The sequence below is a fragment of the Paraburkholderia sp. JPY465 genome (assembly GCF_050436725.1).
In the GTDB taxonomy this organism is placed as follows: Bacteria; Pseudomonadota; Gammaproteobacteria; order Burkholderiales; family Burkholderiaceae; genus Paraburkholderia; species Paraburkholderia youngii.
On sequence record NZ_JBNDMT010000003.1, the window covers coordinates 650,578 to 671,430 of the forward strand.

At 64.8% G+C, this 20,853-nt stretch carries 16 protein-coding genes and 3 tRNA genes; 13 read left to right on the forward strand and 6 right to left on the reverse strand.

All coding sequences use genetic code 11. The features are described 5' to 3' along the window. Positions 1-220 precede the first annotated feature (220 nt). A complete protein-coding gene (gene earP / locus QFZ94_RS17630) occupies positions 221-1,414 on the reverse strand; it encodes an elongation factor P maturation arginine rhamnosyltransferase EarP (RefSeq protein ID WP_429458484.1) in 1,194 nt (397 codons plus the stop codon). A 252-nt stretch (positions 1,415-1,666) separates the two neighbouring features. Here earP and uvrC point away from each other — a divergent pair, with 252 nt between their 5' ends. The 8 genes from uvrC to QFZ94_RS17670 all read left to right on the forward strand — a co-directional run bounded on the left by uvrC (position 1,667) and on the right by QFZ94_RS17670 (position 8,190). Beyond that, the gene (gene uvrC, locus QFZ94_RS17635) at positions 1,667-3,898 is read left to right on the forward strand and encodes an excinuclease ABC subunit UvrC (RefSeq protein ID WP_429458486.1); all 2,232 of its coding nucleotides are present in this window, start codon (positions 1,667-1,669) and stop codon (positions 3,896-3,898) included. A 214-nt stretch (positions 3,899-4,112) separates the two neighbouring features. Beyond that, the gene (gene pgsA, locus QFZ94_RS17640; RefSeq protein ID WP_410849555.1) at positions 4,113-4,706 is read left to right on the forward strand and encodes a CDP-diacylglycerol--glycerol-3-phosphate 3-phosphatidyltransferase; all 594 of its coding nucleotides are present in this window, start codon (positions 4,113-4,115) and stop codon (positions 4,704-4,706) included. Between the two features lie 198 nt (positions 4,707-4,904). Continuing rightward, positions 4,905-4,980, forward strand: a tRNA-Gly gene (locus QFZ94_RS17645). Between the two features lie 63 nt (positions 4,981-5,043). Next, positions 5,044-5,119: transfer RNA gene (locus tag QFZ94_RS17650), tRNA-Gly, on the forward strand. A 129-nt stretch (positions 5,120-5,248) separates the two neighbouring features. Then, positions 5,249-5,322, forward strand: a tRNA-Cys gene (locus tag QFZ94_RS17655). A gap of 377 nt (positions 5,323-5,699) precedes the next feature. Continuing rightward, positions 5,700-6,449, forward strand: coding sequence for a TraB/GumN family protein (locus QFZ94_RS17660; RefSeq protein ID WP_429458488.1), 750 nt, complete (start codon positions 5,700-5,702; stop codon positions 6,447-6,449). Between the two features lie 141 nt (positions 6,450-6,590). Then, complete coding sequence (locus tag QFZ94_RS17665) at positions 6,591-7,571, forward strand: sensor domain-containing diguanylate cyclase (protein ID WP_429458490.1); 981 nt, start codon at positions 6,591-6,593, stop codon at positions 7,569-7,571. A 118-nt stretch (positions 7,572-7,689) separates the two neighbouring features. Next, entirely contained in the window at positions 7,690-8,190 is a 501-nt protein-coding gene (locus QFZ94_RS17670) for a GNAT family N-acetyltransferase (RefSeq protein WP_429458492.1), read from the forward strand. A 36-nt stretch (positions 8,191-8,226) separates the two neighbouring features. Here QFZ94_RS17670 and QFZ94_RS17675 read toward each other — a convergent pair whose 3' ends face one another. Genes QFZ94_RS17675 through QFZ94_RS17685 form a run of 3 tightly spaced genes read right to left on the reverse strand, consistent with a single transcriptional unit; the run spans position 8,227 to position 10,264 of the window. Beyond that, positions 8,227-9,111 (reverse strand): cytochrome c oxidase assembly protein, encoded by an 885-nt coding sequence (locus tag QFZ94_RS17675; RefSeq protein WP_429458494.1) that lies wholly within the window; start codon positions 9,109-9,111, stop codon positions 8,227-8,229. A gap of 39 nt (positions 9,112-9,150) precedes the next feature. After that, positions 9,151-9,612, reverse strand: a complete 462-nt coding sequence (locus QFZ94_RS17680) for a copper chaperone PCu(A)C (protein ID WP_410849551.1) — start codon at positions 9,610-9,612, stop codon at positions 9,151-9,153. Between the two features lie 28 nt (positions 9,613-9,640). After that, the gene (locus tag QFZ94_RS17685; RefSeq protein ID WP_429458497.1) at positions 9,641-10,264 is read right to left on the reverse strand and encodes an SCO family protein; all 624 of its coding nucleotides are present in this window, start codon (positions 10,262-10,264) and stop codon (positions 9,641-9,643) included. A 471-nt stretch (positions 10,265-10,735) separates the two neighbouring features. Between QFZ94_RS17685 and otsB the strand changes: the two genes are divergently transcribed. Both otsB and otsA read left to right on the forward strand, forming a co-directional pair. Beyond that, positions 10,736-11,485 carry a trehalose-phosphatase gene (otsB, locus tag QFZ94_RS17690; protein ID WP_410849550.1) on the forward strand — a complete coding sequence of 250 codons (750 nt, stop codon included), beginning with the start codon at positions 10,736-10,738 and terminating at the stop codon, positions 11,483-11,485. A gap of 52 nt (positions 11,486-11,537) precedes the next feature. Continuing rightward, positions 11,538-13,016 (forward strand): alpha,alpha-trehalose-phosphate synthase (UDP-forming), encoded by a 1,479-nt coding sequence (gene otsA, locus QFZ94_RS17695; protein ID WP_429458499.1) that lies wholly within the window; start codon positions 11,538-11,540, stop codon positions 13,014-13,016. 85 nt (positions 13,017-13,101) lie between these two features. On the opposite strand, the gene QFZ94_RS17700 is transcribed toward otsA, so the two are convergent. Further along, positions 13,102-14,937 carry an ABC transporter ATP-binding protein gene (locus QFZ94_RS17700; RefSeq protein ID WP_368585231.1) on the reverse strand — a complete coding sequence of 612 codons (1,836 nt, stop codon included), beginning with the start codon at positions 14,935-14,937 and terminating at the stop codon, positions 13,102-13,104. Between the two features lie 695 nt (positions 14,938-15,632). Here QFZ94_RS17700 and QFZ94_RS17705 point away from each other — a divergent pair. The 3 genes from QFZ94_RS17705 (at position 15,633) to QFZ94_RS17715 (ending at position 18,421) form a co-directional block, all read left to right on the forward strand. Further along, entirely contained in the window at positions 15,633-16,697 is a 1,065-nt protein-coding gene (locus QFZ94_RS17705; RefSeq protein ID WP_176105482.1) for a glycosyltransferase family 4 protein, read from the forward strand. A gap of 254 nt (positions 16,698-16,951) precedes the next feature. Continuing rightward, positions 16,952-17,806 (forward strand): hypothetical protein, encoded by an 855-nt coding sequence (locus QFZ94_RS17710; protein ID WP_410849548.1) that lies wholly within the window; start codon positions 16,952-16,954, stop codon positions 17,804-17,806. A 150-nt stretch (positions 17,807-17,956) separates the two neighbouring features. Beyond that, positions 17,957-18,421 carry a DUF2214 family protein gene (locus QFZ94_RS17715; protein WP_176105484.1) on the forward strand — a complete coding sequence of 155 codons (465 nt, stop codon included), beginning with the start codon at positions 17,957-17,959 and terminating at the stop codon, positions 18,419-18,421. Positions 18,422-18,498: 77 nt separating this feature from the next. On the opposite strand, the gene QFZ94_RS17720 is transcribed toward QFZ94_RS17715, so the two are convergent. Continuing rightward, positions 18,499-20,373, reverse strand: coding sequence for an ABC transporter ATP-binding protein (locus QFZ94_RS17720; protein WP_429458502.1), 1,875 nt, complete (start codon positions 20,371-20,373; stop codon positions 18,499-18,501). Positions 20,374-20,853: the final 480 nt, after the last annotated feature.

A 20,853-nucleotide genomic window follows, 5' to 3' on the forward strand; every position in this document is an offset into this window, starting at 1 on the left:
CCACCTGTCCGTTACCTGAGTTTTACCCTGTTCGGGCGTGTACACGAGTGGCGCCGATCTGCAATACGCCCAAACATACGTCCCTTTTTTGACATTCGCGTGCCCGACCAGGAGATTGGGACACGTGCTGTGTTTTTCGAGGGGACCGGTCAGACGGGCTGACCATGGGGTTGTTGCTCGAATCGGGCCGCGCTTGCGTCGTCGGCCGTTGGATAACCGCTTATTTTAACTGAGTTTTTGCGAACGAGGTCAGATTTCCGGCGAGATCGCCGACTTGCGCGAGTTCGACCGACCACGCGGCGGCGCGCCGCTTAAGCGCCGGATAGTGGCGCTGGAATTCCGCCCAGTCCGGCTGACCGGCGCCGTTCCACGCGTGCCAGAAACGCCCGAGCGCGGCGCGTGCGTCCCTCGACAGCGTGCGCGTGTAGTGCGCGAGCGCGGCGTCGAGCTTTGGCAGATGGGCGTCGTCGGCCTGCGGATAGATGTGCCAGACGAACGGTTTGGCGGCCCACTGCGCGCGCACGAACGAGTCCTCGCCGCGCACGAAATTGATGTCGCTCGCCCATAGCAGTGCGTCGTAGCCCGGCTGTTCGGTGAAAGCGAGTGCGTGCGCCCTGAGGTTGCCGCGCATCGCATGGGTGCCTGCTGCAAATGACGGTAGGCCGAAAAAACGCGCGAGCGCGCCGGAAATGCGTCCTTCGGGCACCAGCAGCACGATCGGGCTTGCGCTGTCGCGCCATTGTTCGAGCAGACTGTCGACCGCCGGATTTTCGTATGCGAACAGGGAAACGACGGTCGCGTCGGCGGGCGGCGGCGCGTGGCCCGTGACGTTGCGCCACCAGTCGGTGCGCGCGGCCGGTGAACCTTCGAACGCGGCGCGCGCCGCGTCGAGATCGCGCTCCTTCAGGACGCCACCGGTCCCGGGGCCGAGGCCGGGAAAAAAGAAGATCTTGCTCAGCGCGTAGCGCGGATGCGGCGAGGGCCGCAAATGAAAATCGGCGACCCAGTCCTCGGCGCTCAGATATTCGAGGTTGAACCACAGCGGCGCGCGCGCGCGCTTTGCCATCGCCGCGATATAGACGGGCGGCAATTCGCAGCCGAACGCCTCGATCACGACGTCGGCGACTTCGAGCGTATCGCCTGCGTGAGACGGCTCGTGCCAATGCTCGATGACAATGCCGTCGAGCGTCTGCCGCGCACGCTCGAGCATGAGCGACGGGCACAACCTCTTGAACGCATGCAGATCGTCGACGAACACGCGCACCTGCCAGCCATGCTCGTGCGCGAGTTGGCGCGCGAGGCGCCAGCACACGCCGATGTCGCCGAAGTTGTCGATCACCGCGCAGTAGATATCGCAGGCGACCGGGTTGGCAGGGGCAGCGGGTGATCCGGAAGCGGGCGCGACGGAGGACATGGCGGCTCGGCTGGCTTGGTGACTCCGGCGACGCGGAGCGGGTTCGAACGAACGCGGAATGTTCTAAACTGGCGATTCTAAAGCCTCGCTCGCGATCGCGCGCGCCGTTTGTCCGCCACGCGGGCCGCATGGCACGATGCGCGACACGACCCCCGGCGCGTAGTGCCGGGCAATCGGCGCAATCCGCGCAATCCACGTAATCGGTGCAAGCGGCGAGGCGGCGCGAGACAGTCCCACCCCAATCGATCCCGCATGACCGAACCCGAAGCAACCGACGCCCCCGACACCTTCGAGCCGAAAAAAGTGCTCGCCCAACTGCCGCATCTGCCCGGCGTGTACCGCTATTACGACACGAGCGGCGTGGTGCTCTATGTCGGCAAGGCGCGCGATCTGAAGAAGCGCGTATCGAGCTACTTCACGAAGACGCAGCTGTCGCCGCGCATCGCGATGATGGTCACGCGCATCGCGCGTATCGAGACGACGGTCACCCGTTCCGAGGCCGAGGCGCTGCTGCTCGAAAACAACCTGATCAAGGCGCTCACGCCGCGGTACAACATCCTGTTTCGCGATGACAAGTCGTATCCGTACTTGAAGCTGACCGGTCACAAGTTTCCGCGCATGGCCTATTACCGCGGCTCGGTCGATCGCAAGAACCAGTACTTCGGTCCGTTCCCCAGCGCGTGGGCGGTGCGCGAGAGCATCCAGATCCTGCAGCGCGTGTTCCAGCTGCGCACCTGCGAGGACTCGGTGTTCAACAACCGGACGCGGCCGTGTCTGCTGCATCAGATCGGCCGCTGCACCGCGCCGTGCGTCGCGAATATCAGCGAAGAGGATTACGCGCGCGACGTCGCCAACGCGTCGCGCTTTCTGCTCGGCCGCCAGGGCGAGGTGATGAGGGAGCTCGAGCAGAAGATGCACGCGTTCGCGAGCGAGCTGAAATTCGAGCAGGCCGCGGCGGTGCGCAACCAGATGAGCTCGCTGTCGACGGTGCTGCATCAGCAGGCGATCGAAGTCGGCAGCGATAGCGACGTCGACATTCTCGCGGTGGTCGCGCTAGGCGGCCGCGTGTGCGTGAATCTCGCGATGGTGCGCGGCGGGCGGCATCTCGGCGACAAGGCGTACTTTCCCACGCACGTGGAGAGCGCGTTGACGGCGGAGGAAGGCGGGCTCGAAGAAGACGGCGATCAGGACGGTGCATCGGCGGGGGGGCAGGCAGTCGCGCCGTCGGCCGAAGCGGCGAGGGCCACGGCCGATGCGCTCGCGATCGCGCAGGACATGCCGTCGGAAGACGAAGACACCGATGGTAGTGACGAAGAAGCGCTCGACGAGGCTACCGAAGCGGCCGCGGACGCCATCAGCGACGAAGGCGTGGACGAAGGCGCCGACGGGCGCCCGGAATCCGGCCCGGCGGCGAAGGGCCGCAAAGGCCGCGCGCCCGGCGGCGTCGAATCCGAAGTGCTCGAAGCGTTCATCGCGCAGCATTACCTCGGCAATCGCGTGCCGCCGGTGCTGGTGGTCAGCCACGCGCCGGCGCGCGAACTCGTCGACGTGCTGATCGAGCAGGCAGGCCACAAGGTGAGCGTGCTGCGTCAACCGCAGGGACAGCGGCGCGCGTGGCTCGCGATGGCCGAGCAGAACGCGCGGCTCGCGCTCGCGCGGCTGCTGTCCGAGCAGGGCTCGCAACAGGCGCGCACGCGCTCGCTGACCGACACGCTCGGCATGGAGTGCGACGACCTCGCGCATCTGCGCATCGAATGCTTCGACATCAGTCATACGATGGGCGAGGCGACGCAGGCGTCGTGCGTCGTGTATCACCATCACAAGATGCAGTCGTCCGAGTATCGGCGCTACAACATCACCGGCATCACGCCCGGCGACGATTACGCGGCGATGCGCCAGGTGCTCACGCGCCGCTACGAGAAGATGGTCGCGCAAGCCGCCGCGAACGCGAGCGACGAAGCCGCCGAATCGCAAAGCGATGCGGCCGCCGATCCGTCGCTCGCCGCCGATGCCGCCGAGCCCGCCGCGGCCGGCGGCGTGCTGCCGACCATCGTGCTGATCGACGGCGGCAAGGGGCAGGTCGAGATCGCGCGGCAGGTGTTCACCGAGTTGGGGCTCGACACCGGCATGCTAGTCGGCGTCGCGAAGGGCGAGGGGCGCAAGGTCGGTCTCGAGACGCTGATTTTCGCGGACGGCCGTACGCCGCTGGAACTCGGCAAGGAAAGCGCCGCGCTGATGCTGGTCGCGCAGATCCGCGACGAAGCGCACCGCTTCGCGATCACCGGCATGCGCGCCAAGCGCGGCAAGACGCGCCAGACCTCGCGGCTCGAAGAACTCGAAGGGGTGGGGGCCAAGCGGCGTCAGCGCCTGCTCGCGCGCTTTGGCGGCTTGCGCGGTGTGGTGGCCGCGAGCGTCGAGGATCTGGCGAGCGTCGAGGGTATTTCGCAGGCGCTTGCCGAGCAGATCTACCGGCAACTGCATTGAATCGACGGGCCGGGCCGCGCTGTTGTCGACACGACCGCTCGCCGGAGCTGACGCGTCGCGCGGCGGATGCGCCGGCTGGCGCCGACTCCGCAAACCACGCGCCGGGCGCGGCCCGCTTGCCGCCCCCGCGTGGCCATGCCCGGGCCGCTTGCTTGTGGCAGGCCTTGCGACACGGCACAATTGCAACTCACTCGTCAGACGCTGCGCCTGCCCCATGCCGTTTAATTTCCCGATATTCCTGACCTGGCTGCGGATCGTGCTGATTCCGCTCGTCGTCGGTGTGTTCTATTTGCCTGACATGATGATGAGCCCCGCGCACCGCAATCTCGCGGCCGCGACGATCTTCATCCTGGCGGCGCTCACCGACTGGTTCGACGGCTTTCTGGCCCGTAAATGGAATCAGACCTCGGCGTTCGGCGCGTTTCTCGATCCGGTCGCCGACAAGCTGATGGTGACCGCGGCGCTGCTCGTGCTCGTGCAGCTCGCGCGGATCGATTCGGCGATCGCGCTCGTGATCGTCGGCCGCGAAATCGCGATCTCGGCGCTGCGCGAATGGATGGCGCAGATCGGCGCATCGAAGAGCGTCGCGGTGAACTCGCTCGGCAAGTTCAAGACCGCTTGCCAGATGGTCGCGATTCCGATGCTGCTGTTCTATGGTCCGCTGTCGCTCGGCGGCGGCGTGACAGTCGATACGCGGGTGTGGGGCCTGTGGCTGATCTATCTGGCCGCGTTCCTGACGATCTGGTCGATGCTGTACTACATGAAGCTCGCGTGGCCGCAGATTCGCGAGCGCGGTGGTGTCGCGTGATGGTGTGAACAGAAGGAGCGCGGGGACGCGAAAGTGTGTTCGAACCCCGCGCTACTACGAGCGAAATATTTTCTTAAAAACTGATGGGCCAAAGGGGTTGACACGTTTCAGTCGTTTCTCCATAATCTCGTTTCTCCGATGCACGCAACGCGAAACACCGGAGACGCAGCAAAGAAGTAGCAGTGAATGCAGTACGACGCGGGAATAGCTCAGTTGGTAGAGCGCAACCTTGCCAAGGTTGAGGTCGCGAGTTCGAGCCTCGTTTCCCGCTCCAGTTTTCGAAGCATCGCGTTGTTTGGCGAAGTAAAAAACGCAGCGCGGTGTGAAGCAGTTCAATGCGGGAGTAGCTCAGTTGGTAGAGCGCAACCTTGCCAAGGTTGAGGTCGCGAGTTCGAGCCTCGTCTCCCGCTCCATACATCAGGGGAAGCAACGCTTCCCTTTTTGTTTGGAAGGCCGGTCGTTCTGAACTTTCCAGAGCTTCGGTTCTTCTGGTAACCACCAGATAAATCTGCGAACCCGTGTCTAGGTTCCAGTCCGCTTGCGGCGCGATAGCAAAGCGGTTATGCAGCGGCCTGCAAAGCCGTTTAGGCCGGTTCGACTCCGGCTCGCGCCTCCAGTCTTTGATGTAAAGAGAAGCCCCGACTTGTCGGGGCTTTTCTTTTTTCTATTCCTCTTTCGTCAGCTTTTGCCGACCGTCGTCAGCGATGCGAGAGGACCGGTCGATCCCGCCGCGTGCTGTAGACGTTGCTTCGAATCGATCAGAAATGGAGCGCGGATTTGATTGACGGCAGGGGGACGTTGTTCAGGAACCGGCATGACCGCATTTTTCGGTGCATCGCTATTACCGCGTTTGACTCCTGCTCACACATGAGCAGCGCATTCAGACTAATGGCGTGTCCGGCTCGCGGAGAAGGACAAAGTCTGCCGTCGCGCCGCATCCGGAACGGACGATAGAATCACAGCATCGTCATCGCCCGCTTTCATTGAAGCCGCATGTATTTCCAATTCACCGGCACCCAGGTCCGCTTGCTCGGCTCGATGCATCTGTTTCCTGCGACCAGCCGTCGAACGCCGCCATGGATCGCCGAGGCCTATGACTGGGCTGACACGCTCGTGCTCGAGTCCGATCCAGCGACGATCCTGCCGTTCCTCAAAGCCGACGCACACCCCGCTGCCGCACAACTGCGGCCCTTGATGCGCGACGAAGCCTGGACCCAACTGCAGGCCCTATGGCCAACCGCTGGTCTGCTGGCGCCGCTTGAAACACTGCGTCCGTGGGCCGCGCTGATCGTCGCGCCGACGCTGCTGCAGCAGGTCGTCGAGGGTGTCGAGCCGCGCATGTTGCGCTCGGCGATCGCGCAGGCGAAGCCGTACCGCTATCTCGAGTCCGCGCAGGACGTCGCCGTCGCGCTCGAATCGATTCCGCTCGAAGCCATTGCCGCCGCGCTCGACATGCTGATGGCCGATCGCGGCGAGCCGCAACGCACGCTCGAACGGATGCACGGGGCGTGGCTGGACGGCGATCTGCAAGTGATACAGCAAATCGCCGTCGAATCGCCGATGTTCAATCTACCCGGCATCCGTCAGGCGATCCTCGACGTGCGCAATCGCGCATGGGCCGCGCGGCTGAACGAATTGCTGGACGTGCGCGAGCGCACGCTGGTGGTCGTCGGCGCGCTGCATCTGTGTGGCCCCGACAACCTGCTCGACTGTCTCGCGCGACCCGTGCAAGCAGTGTTCTGAGCGCGTGCGCGGATTTCGCGGCTGTACACGGCTGTGTCGACCGCCCGGACGACTGGCCGTTTCCTCAATTCCACGCGCCGGAATGCCGCTATACACTAATCCTTACCCGCTAGAACATCCGACACCCGCCGACCTCACTTCATGCTTGTTCCTCCGATCCCCAGCAATGAAAGCGCCCGTCTCGACGGATTGCACGCACTGCATATTCTCGACACGGCGCCGGAAGAGCGCTTCGATCGCCTGACCCGCCTCGCGCGGCGGCTGTTCGGTGTACCGATCGCCGTCGTCAGTCTCGTCGATGCGAACCGGCAGTGGTTCAAATCGTGCATTGGCCTGGAGGCGAGCGAGACCTCGCGCGACGTGTCGTTTTGCGCGCACGCCATTCTCGGCGACGATATTTTCATGGTGCCCGACACGCTCGCCGATCCGCGCTTCAACGACAATCCGTTCGTCACCGACGAACCGCACATCCGCTTCTACGCAGGCTGTCCGCTGCAGGTTGCGAACGGCGGCAAGGTCGGCACGCTGTGCCTGCTCGACACGAAGCCGCGCATGCTCGATGACGAAGATCGCGCGTTGCTGCGCGACCTCGCGCGCATGGCCGAACAGGAACTCGCCGCGATCCAGCTGGCCACGCTCGACGACCTCACGCTGCTGTCGAACCGACGCGGTTTCGAAGTGCTCGCGCAACACGCGCTGAACGTCTGTCGGCGCATGGATAAGCCGGCGTCACTGCTGTTCTTCGATCTGAACGATTTCAAGCAGATCAACGATACGCTCGGGCACGCGGAGGGCGACCGCGCGCTGCAGGCCTTCGCCGAGGTGCTGCGTACCGCGCTGCGCGAAAGCGACGTGATCGGGCGGCTCGGCGGCGACGAGTTCGTCGCGCTGCTTACCGGCGCCAGCAACGCGGAGACGCATGAGGTGACGCAGCGTCTCGAGCAGCTGCTCGACCAACGCAATGCCGAGCTGCTGCCCGGCTATCAGATCCACTTCAGCGTCGGCCAGGTGACGTACGAGCCGACGCGCCACGGCACGGTCGCCGAACTGCTCGCTGCGGCCGATGCGGCGATGTATAGCCACAAGCAGGCGTCGAAGGCGCGCTCGGCGCAACGGCACTGACGGGCGCCCGACTCGCGGCCAATCTCCAGCCGACCCGTGCGATGGCCCAACCCAGGCACGCGCGGCATAATTACGGATCGTTGCCCGCGCTGTCGCGCATTGACCCTGAAAGCTACCGATGACTGATTTGCAGCACACCGCCGCCACGCGGCTCACCGAACTCGAATGGCGTTGGAAGCCGTTCGCGGACCTCACGAGCGTCGAAGTCTATGAGATGCTGGCCGCCCGCAGCGCGGTATTCGTCGTCGAACAGAACTGCGTGTATGGCGATATCGATGGGCTCGACGTCGAAGCCTGGCATCTGCTCGCGTATGGCACCGGCGGAGAAGCGGCGCCGTCGCCGTTGGCCGGCTATTTGCGCGTGTTGTTGCCCGATGCGACGGATGCCGACGTACGCATCGGCCGGGTGTTGACCACCGCGTCGTTTCGCGGCATCGGTCTCGGCAATGCGATGCTCGAACGCTCGCTCGCGCACATTCGTGCGCAGTGGCCCGATACGCTGATCCGCCTGCACGCGCAGGCGCATCTGCAAGGCTTTTACGGTGCGTTCGGTTTCGAGCCGGTCTCGGAGATTCACGACGAAGACGGCATCCCGCATGTGTGGATGCGCTCGCTCTGAACGCGAGCCGGTCAGTTCAACCTTCTTGTAAACGGGTCAGCGAGGCCCGTTCGCGGTCGTCGACGCAGCATGCGTGAGCCCGCGCGCCGCTTTCGCGCGCCGCTCGGCGCGCAGGCGTCCGCGCGCCGACAGCCGCATCCAGTGACGCAGCGCGATCAGCGCGCCGACAACGCTCATCATCGAGCCCGGAATCCATAGCAGCAGCCCGCCGATCTGCTGATCGCGCATCGGGCTCAGCCATGTGAACGCGCGGCCGCAGATCGAATAGATCGGATACAGCTCGTGCGGCGTAAAGAAGATGAACGCGCCGAGGATGATCTGCGGCGGAATAGCCGCAATCACGACGAGCACGCGCTTGCCCGGCGACAGACGCGCTGGCGGCGCCGGGCGCGGATCGAGCACGAGCCACCAGAACAGCAGACCGTCGATCGCCATGCTCCAGTTCATCACGCGATAGATCCGCCAGTCGAGCATTGCGATGAAATGGATCGGCGACAGCAGCCAGAAATAGATCAGCCCGACGAATAGCGTGACCGCCACGACCGGGTGCATGACGACGTCGAGCGCCCCGCGCACGAGCGGAGTCTGCAGCGCGGGCCGCACGAAACGCTGTCGCCAGCGCAATGGAATGCCCGCGCGCAACGCCGCGCCCGGATACGACAGCGCAATGAAGAACGGCCCGAGATGATGCAGCACCAGATGTTGCAAGCGATGCATGAAGAACTCATGCTCGAAGAAATAATCGAGCCGCGTATGCAGCACGACATACAGCGCGACCAGCCCGAACCAGAAAGACAGACGCCGCGCGAACGACAGCCGCGCCTTGCGCGCGCCGCGCACGAACAGGATCGCGGGAATCAGCAACGCGATCACCACGGTCGGCGAAAACTCCCACGGATCGAGCCAGTAGAGCAGGTTCATGGCGGTGGCGTGTGCGGTGGCGGCGGCCCGTGTTGCCGCTTACTTGGCCTGGCCCGGCGCTTTGACCGCGAACGGTGCGCTCAAGGTTTCGCCATCGGAGAACTTCAGCGTCAGATGCACGGTGTCGCCCGGCGCAACCTTGTGCTTCGCGTCCTCGAGCATCAGGTGATAGCCGCCCGGCGTGATCGCGACCTGGCCATGCGCGGGCACCGTCAGCTTGTCGACCATCACCATCTTCTGGGTCGACCCGTTCGATACGGTTTGATGCAGCATCGCGTCGCCGTAGTCGTCGCTCGATACGTCAACGAGGTCGATCGGCTTGTCGCTTGCGTTGACGAGCGTCGCATAGCCGGCCGCGGGCAGGTTGTTCGGCAGCCAGCGGACCCACGCGTCCTTGATGCTGATCGCGTGAGCATCGGCCGCGTGGGCGGCGGACGCGACGCCGAAAGACAACACGAGCGTGCAGGCGAGGGAAGCGAATGGTTTGAGCTTGATCGTCATGATGAAATGGAGTGGGATCAAAGAAGAATCAGGATTGGTCATCGATGATGCGGCGCAGGTCCTTAGCAATCGCATCGGGCGTGTCGTGATCGGTGGCGAGCAGGCGCGCGCGGCCCTGGCTGTCGAACACATAGACGGCGGAGCTGTGCGTGACCTCGTAGTTGCCGTTCGGGTCGCGCTTTTCCATCTGATACGCAACACGATAGCGCTTCGCCAGCGACTCGATCTGCCAGTCGGTGCCGGTCAGCCCTTCGGCGTGCTGCGCGTCGAATGCGCCGACATAGTCGTGCAAGGCCCGCGGCGTGTCGCGCGCGGGATCGACGGTGATGAACAGGATGCGCACTTTCTGCGCCTCGGGGCCGAGCTTGCCCAGCACCAGCATCAGACGGCCCATCGTTTCGGGGCAGACGTCCGGGCAATGCGTGTAGCCGAAGTAGACCAGCGAGGTGCGGCCCTTGAACGAAGCGGCATTGACGGGCTTGCCGGTGTCGTCGGTCAACGTAAAGTCCAGATCCGGGAGGTGCCCGGTCACGTTGGTCAGCCGCCAGGGCTCGGCGCGCTGCGTGCAACCGGTCAGTGTGACGAGCGCGACCAGCGTGCCCAGCGCCGCCGCCGCCAACCGGCGTGCTACCCCGTTCGTCAACCGGTGCATGGGCCGGTCGGATCGTGAGCGGGACAGGTTTGGCTGCGGGCGTCGGGGCGGGAAGATCGGGAACAAAGCAGGGTTCAATGACTCGATTGGGAGCAGGCCACACGAATCGATGGTGCGGGGAGGCGCACCGTCGCCCGTCATGCCGTGCAAGATTCGCGCGCGGCACGAAATTGAGCGGCAGGTGCAACGATGTCCATTACGCCGACGGTCTGCGTGGCAGCGACTGTAGCGCAAAATTGGCGCCAGCGTCGCGGGGCGCGCCGGGCGCACGATATGCGAGTCAATTTGACGCAGCAAGCTGAAGGTCGGGCGAAGCCCGATCGTTGCGCTTTTGAATGCAATCACCGCGAGCGGGCGGGCAAACGGCGCGCCGGGCTTGAGTCCCGGCTTACTTTCTCGAAAAATTGACCGATGCGCGGTAAGATGCGCACACTTTTCCGGCCCCAGATGGCTGAAAGGCGAACCTAGGCAATGCAAGCACTTCCGGCTGTTCTGTCTCCGAGTGAGACGGCATTTTTCTTCGACTTCGATGGCACGCTCGTCGAACTCGCCCCCACGCCGGACGGCGTGCTCGTGCAGCCGCGCGTGATCGATCTGCTGCGCAAACTGCGCAGTCTGACGAATGGCGCGGTTGCGGTGGTGTCGGGGCGCGGCATCGACAGCATCGACAGTTTTCTCGGCATGCCCGATCTACCGGTCGCTGGTCTGCACGGCGCCGAGCGGCGCGATGCGAACGGCGACACGCAGCGCATCGGCTTTCACGACCAGCGCCTGTTGCGCATGGAGCAGGTGCTCGCGCAGGTCGTCAACGAGCACCCGGGCATGCTGCTCGAGATCAAGGGCGCGGCGCTCGCGCTGCACTACCGCAATGCGCCGGACCGCGAGCCGGTCGCGCGCGAGGCAACCGAGCGGCTCGTCGCCGATTACCCCACGTCGTACGTGCTGCAGCCCGGCAAGATGGTCTACGAGATCAAGCCGAAGGACGTCGACAAGGGCCGCGCGACGCGGGCGTTCCTCGACGAGCTGCCGTTCACCGGCCGCACGCCCGTGTTCGCCGGCGACGATCTGACCGACGAGAAGGGCTTCGCGGTCGTCAACGAACGTGGCGGTCTGTCGATCAAGGTCGGCGCGGGCGAAACGATGGCGCGCACGCGCGTCGAGTCGGTGTCGTCACTGCTCGACTGGCTCGAAACGATTGTCGCGGCGGCGCGCGGCGCATGACGCCGGTGCGACGTTCAACGAAAACAACATACTGCATCGGGAATCGCGCTTCATGAGCCGACTGATCATTGTTTCGAACCGGGTGGCGCCCATTTCGGAGGGCGGCCCGGCGGCGGGCGGTCTGGCGGTCGGCGTGTACGACGCGCTGAAAGAGACTGGCGGCATGTGGTTCGGCTGGAGCGGCGACGTGCTCAGCTCCGGCCAGCCGCAGATCAAGCTCGAGGAGCGCGGTCCGGTGACCTTCGCGACCGTCCCGCTGATGCGCCGCGACTACGACCAGTACTACCGCGGTTTCTCGAACGCGACGCTGTGGCCCGCGTTCCACTATCGATCCGACCTGCTGCACTACGACCGGCACGACTTCGAAGGCTACTGCCGCGTCAACGCCTGGCTCGCGCAGCAACTCCTGCCGCTGCTGCGCGAAGACGACGTGATCTGGGTGCACGACTATCACCTGATCCCGTTCGCTCAGGCGCTCCGCTCCGCAGGCGTGAAGAACCGCATCGGCTTTTTCCTGCACATTCCGTTTCCGGCCGCGCAGGTGCTGCTGACGGTGCCGCCGCATCGCGAGCTCGTCGAGGCGCTGTGTTCGTTCGACCTGCTGGGCTTCCAGACCGGCCCCGATCTGCGCGCGTTCTGCGACTACGTGATCAACGAGGCGGGCGGCTCGACCGACGCGTCGCCGAAAGGTCCGCTCACCGTGCATGCATTCGGCCGCACGCTGCGCGCGTCGGCCTATCCGATCGGCGTCTATCCGGATGAAATTGCCGAGCTCGCGAAGGCGGGCGAGCGCGGCAAGCCGGTGCGCACGATGAAGGCGACGCTGCATTCGCGCAAGCTGATCATGAGCGTCGACCGGCTCGATTATTCGAAGGGGCTGGTCGAGCGATTCCGCGCGTTCGAGCGCCTGCTCGAGCATACGGCCGCGCAGCGCAACAAGGTGTCGTTCCTGCAGATCGCGCCGCCGACGCGCGCCGACTTGCACGCGTATCAGGACATCCGGCTGCAGCTCGAAGGCGAGTCCGGACGGATCAACGGACGTTTCGCCGAGCTGGACTGGACGCCGATCCTGTACATCCACAAGCAATACGAGCGCTCGGTGCTGGCGGCGCTGTTCCGCACCGCGCACGTCGGCTATGTGACGCCGTTGCGCGACGGCATGAACCTCGTCGCGAAGGAATACGTGTCGGCACAGGATCCGGAGAATCCCGGCGTGCTGGTGCTGTCGCGCTTCGCGGGCGCGGCGCAGGAGCTCGACGGCGCGCTGATCGTCAATCCGGTCGATATCGACGGCATGGCCGAGGCGCTGGCGCAGGCGCTCGACATGCCGCTCGCCGAGCGGCAGGCGCGCTATCGCGACATGATGGCGCAGCTGCGTGAGAACAACGTGTCGGTGTGGCGCGATAACTTCATGCGCGATCTGCAGGGCGTCGATCGCGCGAAGCGCGCTAGAAGCGGGAAGGCGCGCGCGGCCACGGGTGCGGCTCGCGCCGGGCGGAAGAGGGCGGCGCGCGAGAGCGTGACCGGCTAAGCTAGCCGCGAAGCCAGACAGCAAAAAGCCGCTCCCTGGAGCGGCTTTTTGCATGCGGCGCGCAGCGCCTGGACCCTGCGTGGCGTCAGGCCACGTGCTGTTCGTCGACCTTCTTGCCGCCGATATGCAGCGTCTGGCCCTTGCCATACTGCTTTGCGAGCAGGTCGCGATAGAGGCCCGGACGCTGACGCAGTTCTTCCGGCGAGCCGTCGTCGATGACCTTGCCGGCGCTCATCACGATGATCCGGTCGAAGTTGTTCAGCGTCGACAGACGGTGCGCGATCGCGATCACGGTACGACCGACCATCAGGCGGTCGAGCGCCTTCTGGATCGCTTCCTCGGACGCGCTGTCGAGCGCCGACGTGGCTTCGTCGAGCAGCAGGATCGGCGCGTTTTTCAGAATCGCGCGCGCGATCGCGATGCGCTGGCGCTGGCCTCCCGACAGCTTCACGCCGCGGTCGCCGACGATCGTGTCGTAGCCTTCCGGCATCGCTTCGATAAAGTCCGCGCAACGCGCCTCGCGCGCCGCGGCGAGCACTTCCTCGCGGCTCGCTTCCGGGCGGCCGTACGCGATGTTCTCGTACACCGTGCGATGGAACAGCGAGATGTCCTGGGGCACCAGCGCGATCGCGTGACGCAGGCTGTCCTGCGTGATCGACGCGATATCCTGGCCGTCGATCTTGATCGCGCCGCCCTGGGTGTCGTAAAAGCGCTGCAGCAGCGCGAGCACCGTCGATTTGCCGGCGCCCGACTTGCCGATCAGGCCGACGCGCTGGCCCGGCTCGATATTGAGGTCGAAGTGATCGAGGATCGGCCGGCGGCGCGGATAGGCGAACGTGACAGCGTCAAACGTGACGCGGCCGCCCTGCGGCACGAGTTCGGTCGCGTCGTCCCGATCGGGCATGCCGTGTGGTTCGAGCAGCGTGCGCACCGCCTCCGCGAGTCGCGCGACGTGCTGGGTGACGTCGACGAGCGCGACCGCGAGATCGCGCGTGCCGTGCAGGATCGTGAAACCGAGCGAGCTGACGAGCACGATGTCGCCCGAGGTCGCGCGGCCCTGGTCCCACAACCACAGCGCCCAGCCGAGCAGGCCGGCCGACAGCAGTGCGGTGATCACGGCGTGCAGCAGACGCAGCTTTTCCAGGTACAGCAGGCTTTGCTGGCGCGCGTCCATTTCCGACTTGACCGTCGACGCAAAACGGTGCTGTTCGCGGAATGTCATGCCGAACGCGCGCACGAGGCCCATGTTGCTGATCACGTCGACGAGCTCGCCGTCGACCGATGCCGCCTTGGTCGCGAAATTATGGTGACGCGCGGAGCCGCGGCCCGCGAGCTTGTAGAGCACGATCGCCAGGATCGCCGAACACAGCATCAGGCCGGCGGCCATCAGCGGGTTCACCGAGACGATCATCACGATCGCGCCGAGCACGGCGATACACGGCGGCAACACGTTCCACGCGGTGGTGTTCTCGGCGGTGTAGACGGCGTTCGAGGTCGCGGTGATCCGGCTTGCCAGCATGCCGGGCTGCTTCTCGGCGTAGTAGGTCGGCGAATGGCCGCTCAGGTACTGGAACAGGTCGCGCCGCAAATCGCCGGTCACGGCGACGAACGTGTGCGCGGCGAACCAGCCGCCGACCCGCCATAACAGGTTATCGGCGGCGATCAGTCCGACGAGGATCGCGAACGCGCCCCACAACGGCCCCGGATGATGGCGGCCACCGCCGAGCACGTCGATCAGATGTTTGATCGCGTATTGCGAAGCGAGTGCACAGCCCACGGCCGCAAACACGCTGCACAGCACGATCGCGTGCGCGACCGGATGGCGGCGGATAAAGCGGAAGAGAAACGCAAGCGGCCGGTGCGCATAGCTCGCGAGCTTTGCGTTCTCGGCGTTTCGCTGGGCGATAGTCAAGTGTTCCAATTGAGCTGAGATCGATGTGTTGCGGGTTGTGCATGCAATGCGCGGACCACACGGACAAGCATCGCTCCGTGAAGCCGATGCTTCGCATTGTAAACATGCAAAGACGATTGCGCCCTGTGTATCCGGGCTTTGACGCGATTGATTTCGCGATGGACCTCCGCGATCTGCGTCGTCTCGACACACCAGCCGACGGACCATTCGGGCAGATCGCGGAAAATTTCGAGATATAATTACAGTTTGCATTCAACCGGGCCGTAGCAATTTTGCAATGCCTACCCGCAACGTTGGATGCGTGAGAGCTCACCGACTCGGTACGCCGTGCCTCGCCTAACCTCGTCGATACTGTAGAACTGTCTTTGAAAACAAGGGTTTGCAAAGTGTTTCGCGTTTGTAACAACGTAAAGACTTTGAAATGTTGTGGTGCGGCGACAATTCGGGCATCGATAATGCGTGCTCGTTAGCCCCGGCAAATTTTCTGACAGTTTGTCAACGTAGGTGCCCCATGCGCGTTTACTCGCACATGCGCAGACGCTGATCCACTTGTCTGGGCTCGTGACCCAAGCGATCCATCGCTGGATTTCTCAAAAGAATCAGGCCCGCGCCGGTATCTCCGGCCAGACTGCCCTGGCGAGCAAGCGAGTCGCTTTTTCCAATCGCAGTACTTTTGCCTGATTTTTTACTAGGAGTTCGTCAATATGCGAATCGCTCAAATCGCTCCGCTGCACGAGGCGGTTCCTCCCAAGCTGTACGGTGGTACGGAACGCGTGGTGTCCAATCTGACCGAAGCGTTGGTCGAGCAGGGCCACGACGTCACGCTGTTTGCAAGCGGTGATTCGCAAACCTCGGCGAAGCTCGAAGCTTTCTGGCCGCAGGCGCTGCGCCTCGACCCGACGATCCGCGACGTGATGGCGCCGCATATGCTGCTGCTCGAAGAAGTGCGCCGCCGCGCGGACGAATTCGACGTGCTGCACTTCCACATCGACTACTACCCGTTCTCGCTATTCGCGCGTCAGCCGGTGCCGTTCCTGACCACGATGCACGGCCGTCTCGATCTGCCGGAACTGCAGCCCATCTTCAATACGTTCAAGGACGTGCCGGTCGTGTCGATTTCCGACAACCAGCGCATCCCGCTGCAACAGGCGAACTGGCTGCAAACCGTCTACCACGGCCTGCCGGAAAACGTGCTCACGCCGATTCCCGACGTCGAACCGGGCTACCTCGCATTCCTCGGCCGTGTTTCGCCGGAGAAGGGTCTTGACCGCGCGATCCGCATCGCCGGCCAGGCAGGCATGAAGCTCAAGGTCGCCGCCAAGATCGACAAGGCCGACCGTGCCTATTACGAAGAAGTGATCAAGCCGCTGATGGCGCTCCCGCATGTCGAGTACATCGGCGAAATCGGCGAAGCCGAAAAGCGTGAGTTCCTCGGCAACGCGCATGCGCTGGTGTTCCCGATCGACTGGCCGGAGCCGTTCGGCCTGGTGATGATCGAGGCGATGGCTTGCGGTACGCCGGTGATCGCGTTCAACCGCGGTTCGGTGCCGGAAGTGATCGAAAATGGCGTGTCGGGTTTCGTCGTTGAAGACGAAATCAGCGCGGTCGCTGCGCTCAAGCGTCTGCACACGCTGCCTCGCGCTGGCGTGCGCAAAGCCTTCGAAGCACGTTTCACGTCGAAGGTGATGGCGAAGAACTACGTCGCAGTCTACGAAGACCTGCTGCGCAGCAAGCATCGCACGGTGCTGCGCGAAGTCAACGCGGGCTGATTGGCGCTTGATTCGCCGCGGTTGTTTCGCGACGGATAAGACGCTGGCGGCGGGAACCATGCTTCCCTCGCTGCTCTGAACGCCTCGCCGGCATGTTGCCGGCGGGGCGTTGTTGCATGCGCGCCGCGTTTTTCGTCGGTGCACCGATGAAAATACCGGTTTCCGCGCGGCGCGAACGAGCCAGGCTCGGTAATATCCCTATAATTGCCGTGCCGCAAATTGGGCTGCGGTGCCGCCGACGACAGGAGGATGCCTTGGCGAGAACGAAAGAGACGCGCGCGAACGCCGCGCCCGGCGCCGGAACGATTTTTACGTTGCGCGCCATCGGTCTCGTGCTCGCCGCCCGCTGGCTTTTCTCGATGTCCGAGATGAGACTGACCACCGCGCTGACCGCGATGGCGTCTTCACCGTGGGCATGTATCAATCTCGTCTTTCTGTTCCTGCTGATCTTCCTGCCGGGCGCGCGCGCCGTCGCCGAGCGTCCGTTCCATCCGTTGCCGCAATGGCTGCGTCAGGCGCTGCGCCTGTTTGCGTTCCTCGGCTTTCTGTTTGCGCTGTGGTCGGTCGGCGCGTTCGTCGCGAGCGCGGGCTGGCGTCGCGCGATGCAGGCGGTGGCGGCCACCAACGGTTGGCTCGTCGCTGCGCCGGTGCTGTATGCGATCGTCTTGTGGATCTGCCGGCCGCTGCCGTTGTGGCGCACCAATGTGGCGGCGCGGCGTTTTGCGATCGGCCGCTACGCGGTGTCGCTCGATCCGGTGACGCGCACTGTCGTCGTGTGGGCCGAGCGGCGCAAGGTGGGGCAATACGATGCGCGCGAATTGTCGGTGCGCTGGGCGAGCGGTTCCGATGCGCGCGCGACGCCGGCGCCCGCGCCCGCAGTTGCGTTCGGCGCGGCGGGCGAGGCCGGTGCGTCGGCGGCGCCGATGCCGGCGGTCGCGGCGCCCTCGCTGGCGCGCAGCACGTTCGGCGTTCGTCCGAAGGTCGAGTTGCTGTGGGATTCGCCGGCCGCCGCTGGGCATAACCGGCAGACCGTTTTCCGCGCCGCGCTGACGACCGAAGGCGATCGCGTCGCCGCTCGCGCGCTCGACTCGACGCTGCGCCAAGTCTGACGCTGCACGTTTTGTGCTATCGGTCACATCGCGTGGCCATTGCACGCATCCCGAAGCGAAGCTTCGTCGATAATGCAATCAAGCCGCCCGGCCTGCTGGCGGGCGAGTGGGACACTCATCGATCGTATCGCGTCTTTCGCAGGAGTCGCTATGCTGGTTCGCTGGTTGCTTGCCGCCCTTCATCTGCTTGCTTATGGCTTTGCGCTCGCGTCGATTCTCAGACGCACGTGGTCGCTGCGTCGCGCATCGGTGCCTGCCGCGCTGCGTTCGGTGTTTCGCGCCGATTCACGCTGGGGCATCGCCGCGCTGGTGCTGATCGTGACCGGCCTGATGCGCGTGTTCGGCGGCTATGAGAAGGGCGCCGACTACTACCTGCACGAGCCGCTCTTTCACGTGAAGATGACGTTGCTGGTGCTGATCCTGATCCTCGAAGTGCCCACGATGCTCGGCCTGATGCGCTGGCGCGCGTCGATCCGCAGCGGCGCGGCGCCGAATCTGAAGAAGGCGCGTTCCTACGCGCATTTCAGCGTGATCCAGACCGTGCTGCTGGTTTTGATGGTGTTTGCGGCGACCGGAATGGCGCGCGGCATCGGACTGCCCGCCGGCGCGGTGTAGCGCGGCGGGCCTTCTTTCCATTGCGACGGGCTGGTGGTGCGCGCCAAGCGTGGCGCCTCGAGCACGCCTGCGTCACGCTAGCCAACCAGCAAGCCAGAATCGTCGACCCGGTCGGCTTTGACCGCTGCCGACTCGCGCATGAGTTCCGGCTCGCCGAGCCCCTTGATCAACTCCAGCGCCTGACGCTCGAACAAGCGACGGTACAAGCCGTTGTCGCGCTTGATCAGCGCGTCGTGGCTGCCTTCCTCGATCACCTTGCCTTCGTCCAGCACGAGCAGCCGGTCGAGCGCGCGCACCGTCGATAGCCGATGCGCGACTACCAGCGTGGTACGCCCCTGCATCAGCCGCTCCATCGCGCGCTGGATCAGCACTTCGCTTTCGCTGTCGAGGCTCGAGGTGGCTTCGTCGAGAATCAGGATCGGCGCGTCGGCGAGAAACGCCCGCGCGATCGCGACGCGTTGACGCTCGCCGCCCGATAGCTTGATGCCGCGCTCGCCGACCAGCGTGTCGTAGCCGTTCGGCAGCGCAGCGATGAAGTCATGCGCGCTGGCGAGCCGCGCGGCGCGCTCGATGTCGGCGCGGCTCGCCCCGGGCCGTCCATACGCGATGTTCTCGGCAAGCGAGCGGTGAAACAGCACCGGCTCCTGCTGGACGATCGCGATCTGGCTGCGCAGCGACGTCTGCTGGACCTGCGCGATGTCCTGGCCGTCGATCGTGATCCGGCCGCCCGAAATGTCGTGAAGGCGCTGGATCAGCTTGATGAAGGTCGTCTTGCCCGAGCCCGAATGACCGACCAGCCCGACGCGCTCGCCCGGCGCGATGCGGATGGAGAAGTCGTCGTAGAGCGGCCGGCTGTGCGCGCCATAGTGGAACGACACATGCTCGAAGCGGATTTCGCCGTTGCGGATCGCGATCGGGCCGGCGCCGGGACGATCTTCGATGCCGAGCGGCTGGCTTTCGAGCGACACCAGTTCCTCCATGTCGTTGACCGAGCGCTGCAGGTTGCGGATGTGCATGCCGATGTCGCGCAGATAGCCTTGCAGCATGAAGAACATCGTCAACGCGAACGTGATGTCGCCGACGCTCGCCTCACCGCGTGCCCACAGCAGCAGCGCCACGCCGAGAATCGCGGCCTGGATCGCGGCCAGCATGCCGCCCTGGAGGCCGCCGTTGAGCGTGCCGCGCACCCACGTGCGGCGCGTGCGCTGCCGCCATTTGCCGATCACGTATCCGAGGCGCGCTTCCTCGCGCGCTTCCGCGCCGAAAGCCTTGACGACGCCGTTGCAGCTGACCGCATCGGCGAGCGCGCCGCCCATGCGCGTGTCCCACGCGTTCGCGAGACGTGCGGACGGCGCGACGAAACCGAGCGACACCGTCACGGTCACGCCGATGTACAGCAGTGAGCCGATGCCGACGACGACGCCCATCATCGGCCAGCGCGAGCCGAGCAGCAGGGTCGCGCCGACCAGCATCACCAGCGACGGCAGCAGCGCGATCAGCAGCGTGTCGTTAAGCAGGTCGAGCGCCCACATGCCGCGCGTGATCTTGCGCACGGTCGAGCCGGCGAAGCTGTTCGCGTGCCAGTCGGTCGAAAAGCGCTGCACGCGATGAAAAGCGCGTGCAGCGATCTCGCTCATCATCTTCAGCGTGAAGCGGATGATGTTGAAGTACACGCCCTGGCGCAGCAGCGTCGCGGTGAGCCCGAGCGCGGCGAGCACGCCGAAGGCCTCGAGCGCGTGATGCCAGACGGGCGCCGACGACGCCGGCCCGGCCGCGATTGCGTCGACGAGACGTCCGGCGAAAACCGGCGTCAGGATGTCCGCGCCCGCCGTGAGCAGCGCGAGCGCCGCAATCACGACGATGCGCCACGGCTGTTGTGCCCAGTGACGGAAGGTGAAGCCGAGGACATCCTTGAAGGCTTGTCCGCGAAAGTCGAGTTTTTTGTTGGCCATTTGCTTTCGACCCGGCGCCGTACGAGTGCGCCGAGGTTCCAGTCAGAAGCGAAAAAAGGTAGACAGCCAGCGGATGCCGGAATGTGCGCGGGAACGCGCGAAAAAATACGGCGGCAAACAACGGCAGCGGAACAACGGACTGTCTGGAGTGAACGCAGCGCGCCTGTCGGGACGGCGGCGCATCAGCTACGACGCTGCGGCATTCAAGGTCGCGGCGGACGGGCTGACGGTCGTGGGACCATGTGAGGGAGCGCGCGATGCACTGCGAACATGTGGCGCCTCCCTGAGATGGTTCAAGATGGAGAAACCGGACAGAGCCGGACCGGGCGAATGCCCGTCTGTCGAATATAGCAACAGTGCGGGGCGCTCGCCATCCTACGGAACGACGTGGTTCTACAGCCAGTGGAATCGCGTGCTGCGCAAGCGATGTTTTTGCCGGCAAATAGAAAAAGGGCTTACGCATTGCTGCGTAAGCCCTTT

What these genes read in the sequence shown, in the direction of transcription:
- earP (WP_429458484.1), bottom strand. Translation starts at nt 1,414, where the DNA reads ATGTCCTCCGTCGCGCCCGCTTCCGGATCACCCGCTGCCCCTGCCAAC.
- uvrC (WP_429458486.1), top strand. Translation starts at nt 1,667, where the DNA reads ATGACCGAACCCGAAGCAACCGACGCCCCCGACACCTTCGAGCCGAAA.
- pgsA (WP_410849555.1), top strand. Translation starts at nt 4,113, where the DNA reads ATGCCGTTTAATTTCCCGATATTCCTGACCTGGCTGCGGATCGTGCTG.
- QFZ94_RS17660 (WP_429458488.1), top strand. Translation starts at nt 5,700, where the DNA reads ATGTATTTCCAATTCACCGGCACCCAGGTCCGCTTGCTCGGCTCGATG.
- QFZ94_RS17665 (WP_429458490.1), top strand. Translation starts at nt 6,591, where the DNA reads ATGCTTGTTCCTCCGATCCCCAGCAATGAAAGCGCCCGTCTCGACGGA.
- QFZ94_RS17670 (WP_429458492.1), top strand. Translation starts at nt 7,690, where the DNA reads ATGACTGATTTGCAGCACACCGCCGCCACGCGGCTCACCGAACTCGAA.
- QFZ94_RS17675 (WP_429458494.1), bottom strand. Translation starts at nt 9,111, where the DNA reads ATGAACCTGCTCTACTGGCTCGATCCGTGGGAGTTTTCGCCGACCGTG.
- QFZ94_RS17680 (WP_410849551.1), bottom strand. Translation starts at nt 9,612, where the DNA reads ATGACGATCAAGCTCAAACCATTCGCTTCCCTCGCCTGCACGCTCGTG.
- QFZ94_RS17685 (WP_429458497.1), bottom strand. Translation starts at nt 10,264, where the DNA reads ATGCACCGGTTGACGAACGGGGTAGCACGCCGGTTGGCGGCGGCGGCG.
- otsB (WP_410849550.1), top strand. Translation starts at nt 10,736, where the DNA reads ATGCAAGCACTTCCGGCTGTTCTGTCTCCGAGTGAGACGGCATTTTTC.
- otsA (WP_429458499.1), top strand. Translation starts at nt 11,538, where the DNA reads ATGAGCCGACTGATCATTGTTTCGAACCGGGTGGCGCCCATTTCGGAG.
- QFZ94_RS17705 (WP_176105482.1), top strand. Translation starts at nt 15,633, where the DNA reads ATGCGAATCGCTCAAATCGCTCCGCTGCACGAGGCGGTTCCTCCCAAG.
- QFZ94_RS17715 (WP_176105484.1), top strand. Translation starts at nt 17,957, where the DNA reads ATGCTGGTTCGCTGGTTGCTTGCCGCCCTTCATCTGCTTGCTTATGGC.
- QFZ94_RS17720 (WP_429458502.1), bottom strand. Translation starts at nt 20,373, where the DNA reads ATGGCCAACAAAAAACTCGACTTTCGCGGACAAGCCTTCAAGGATGTC.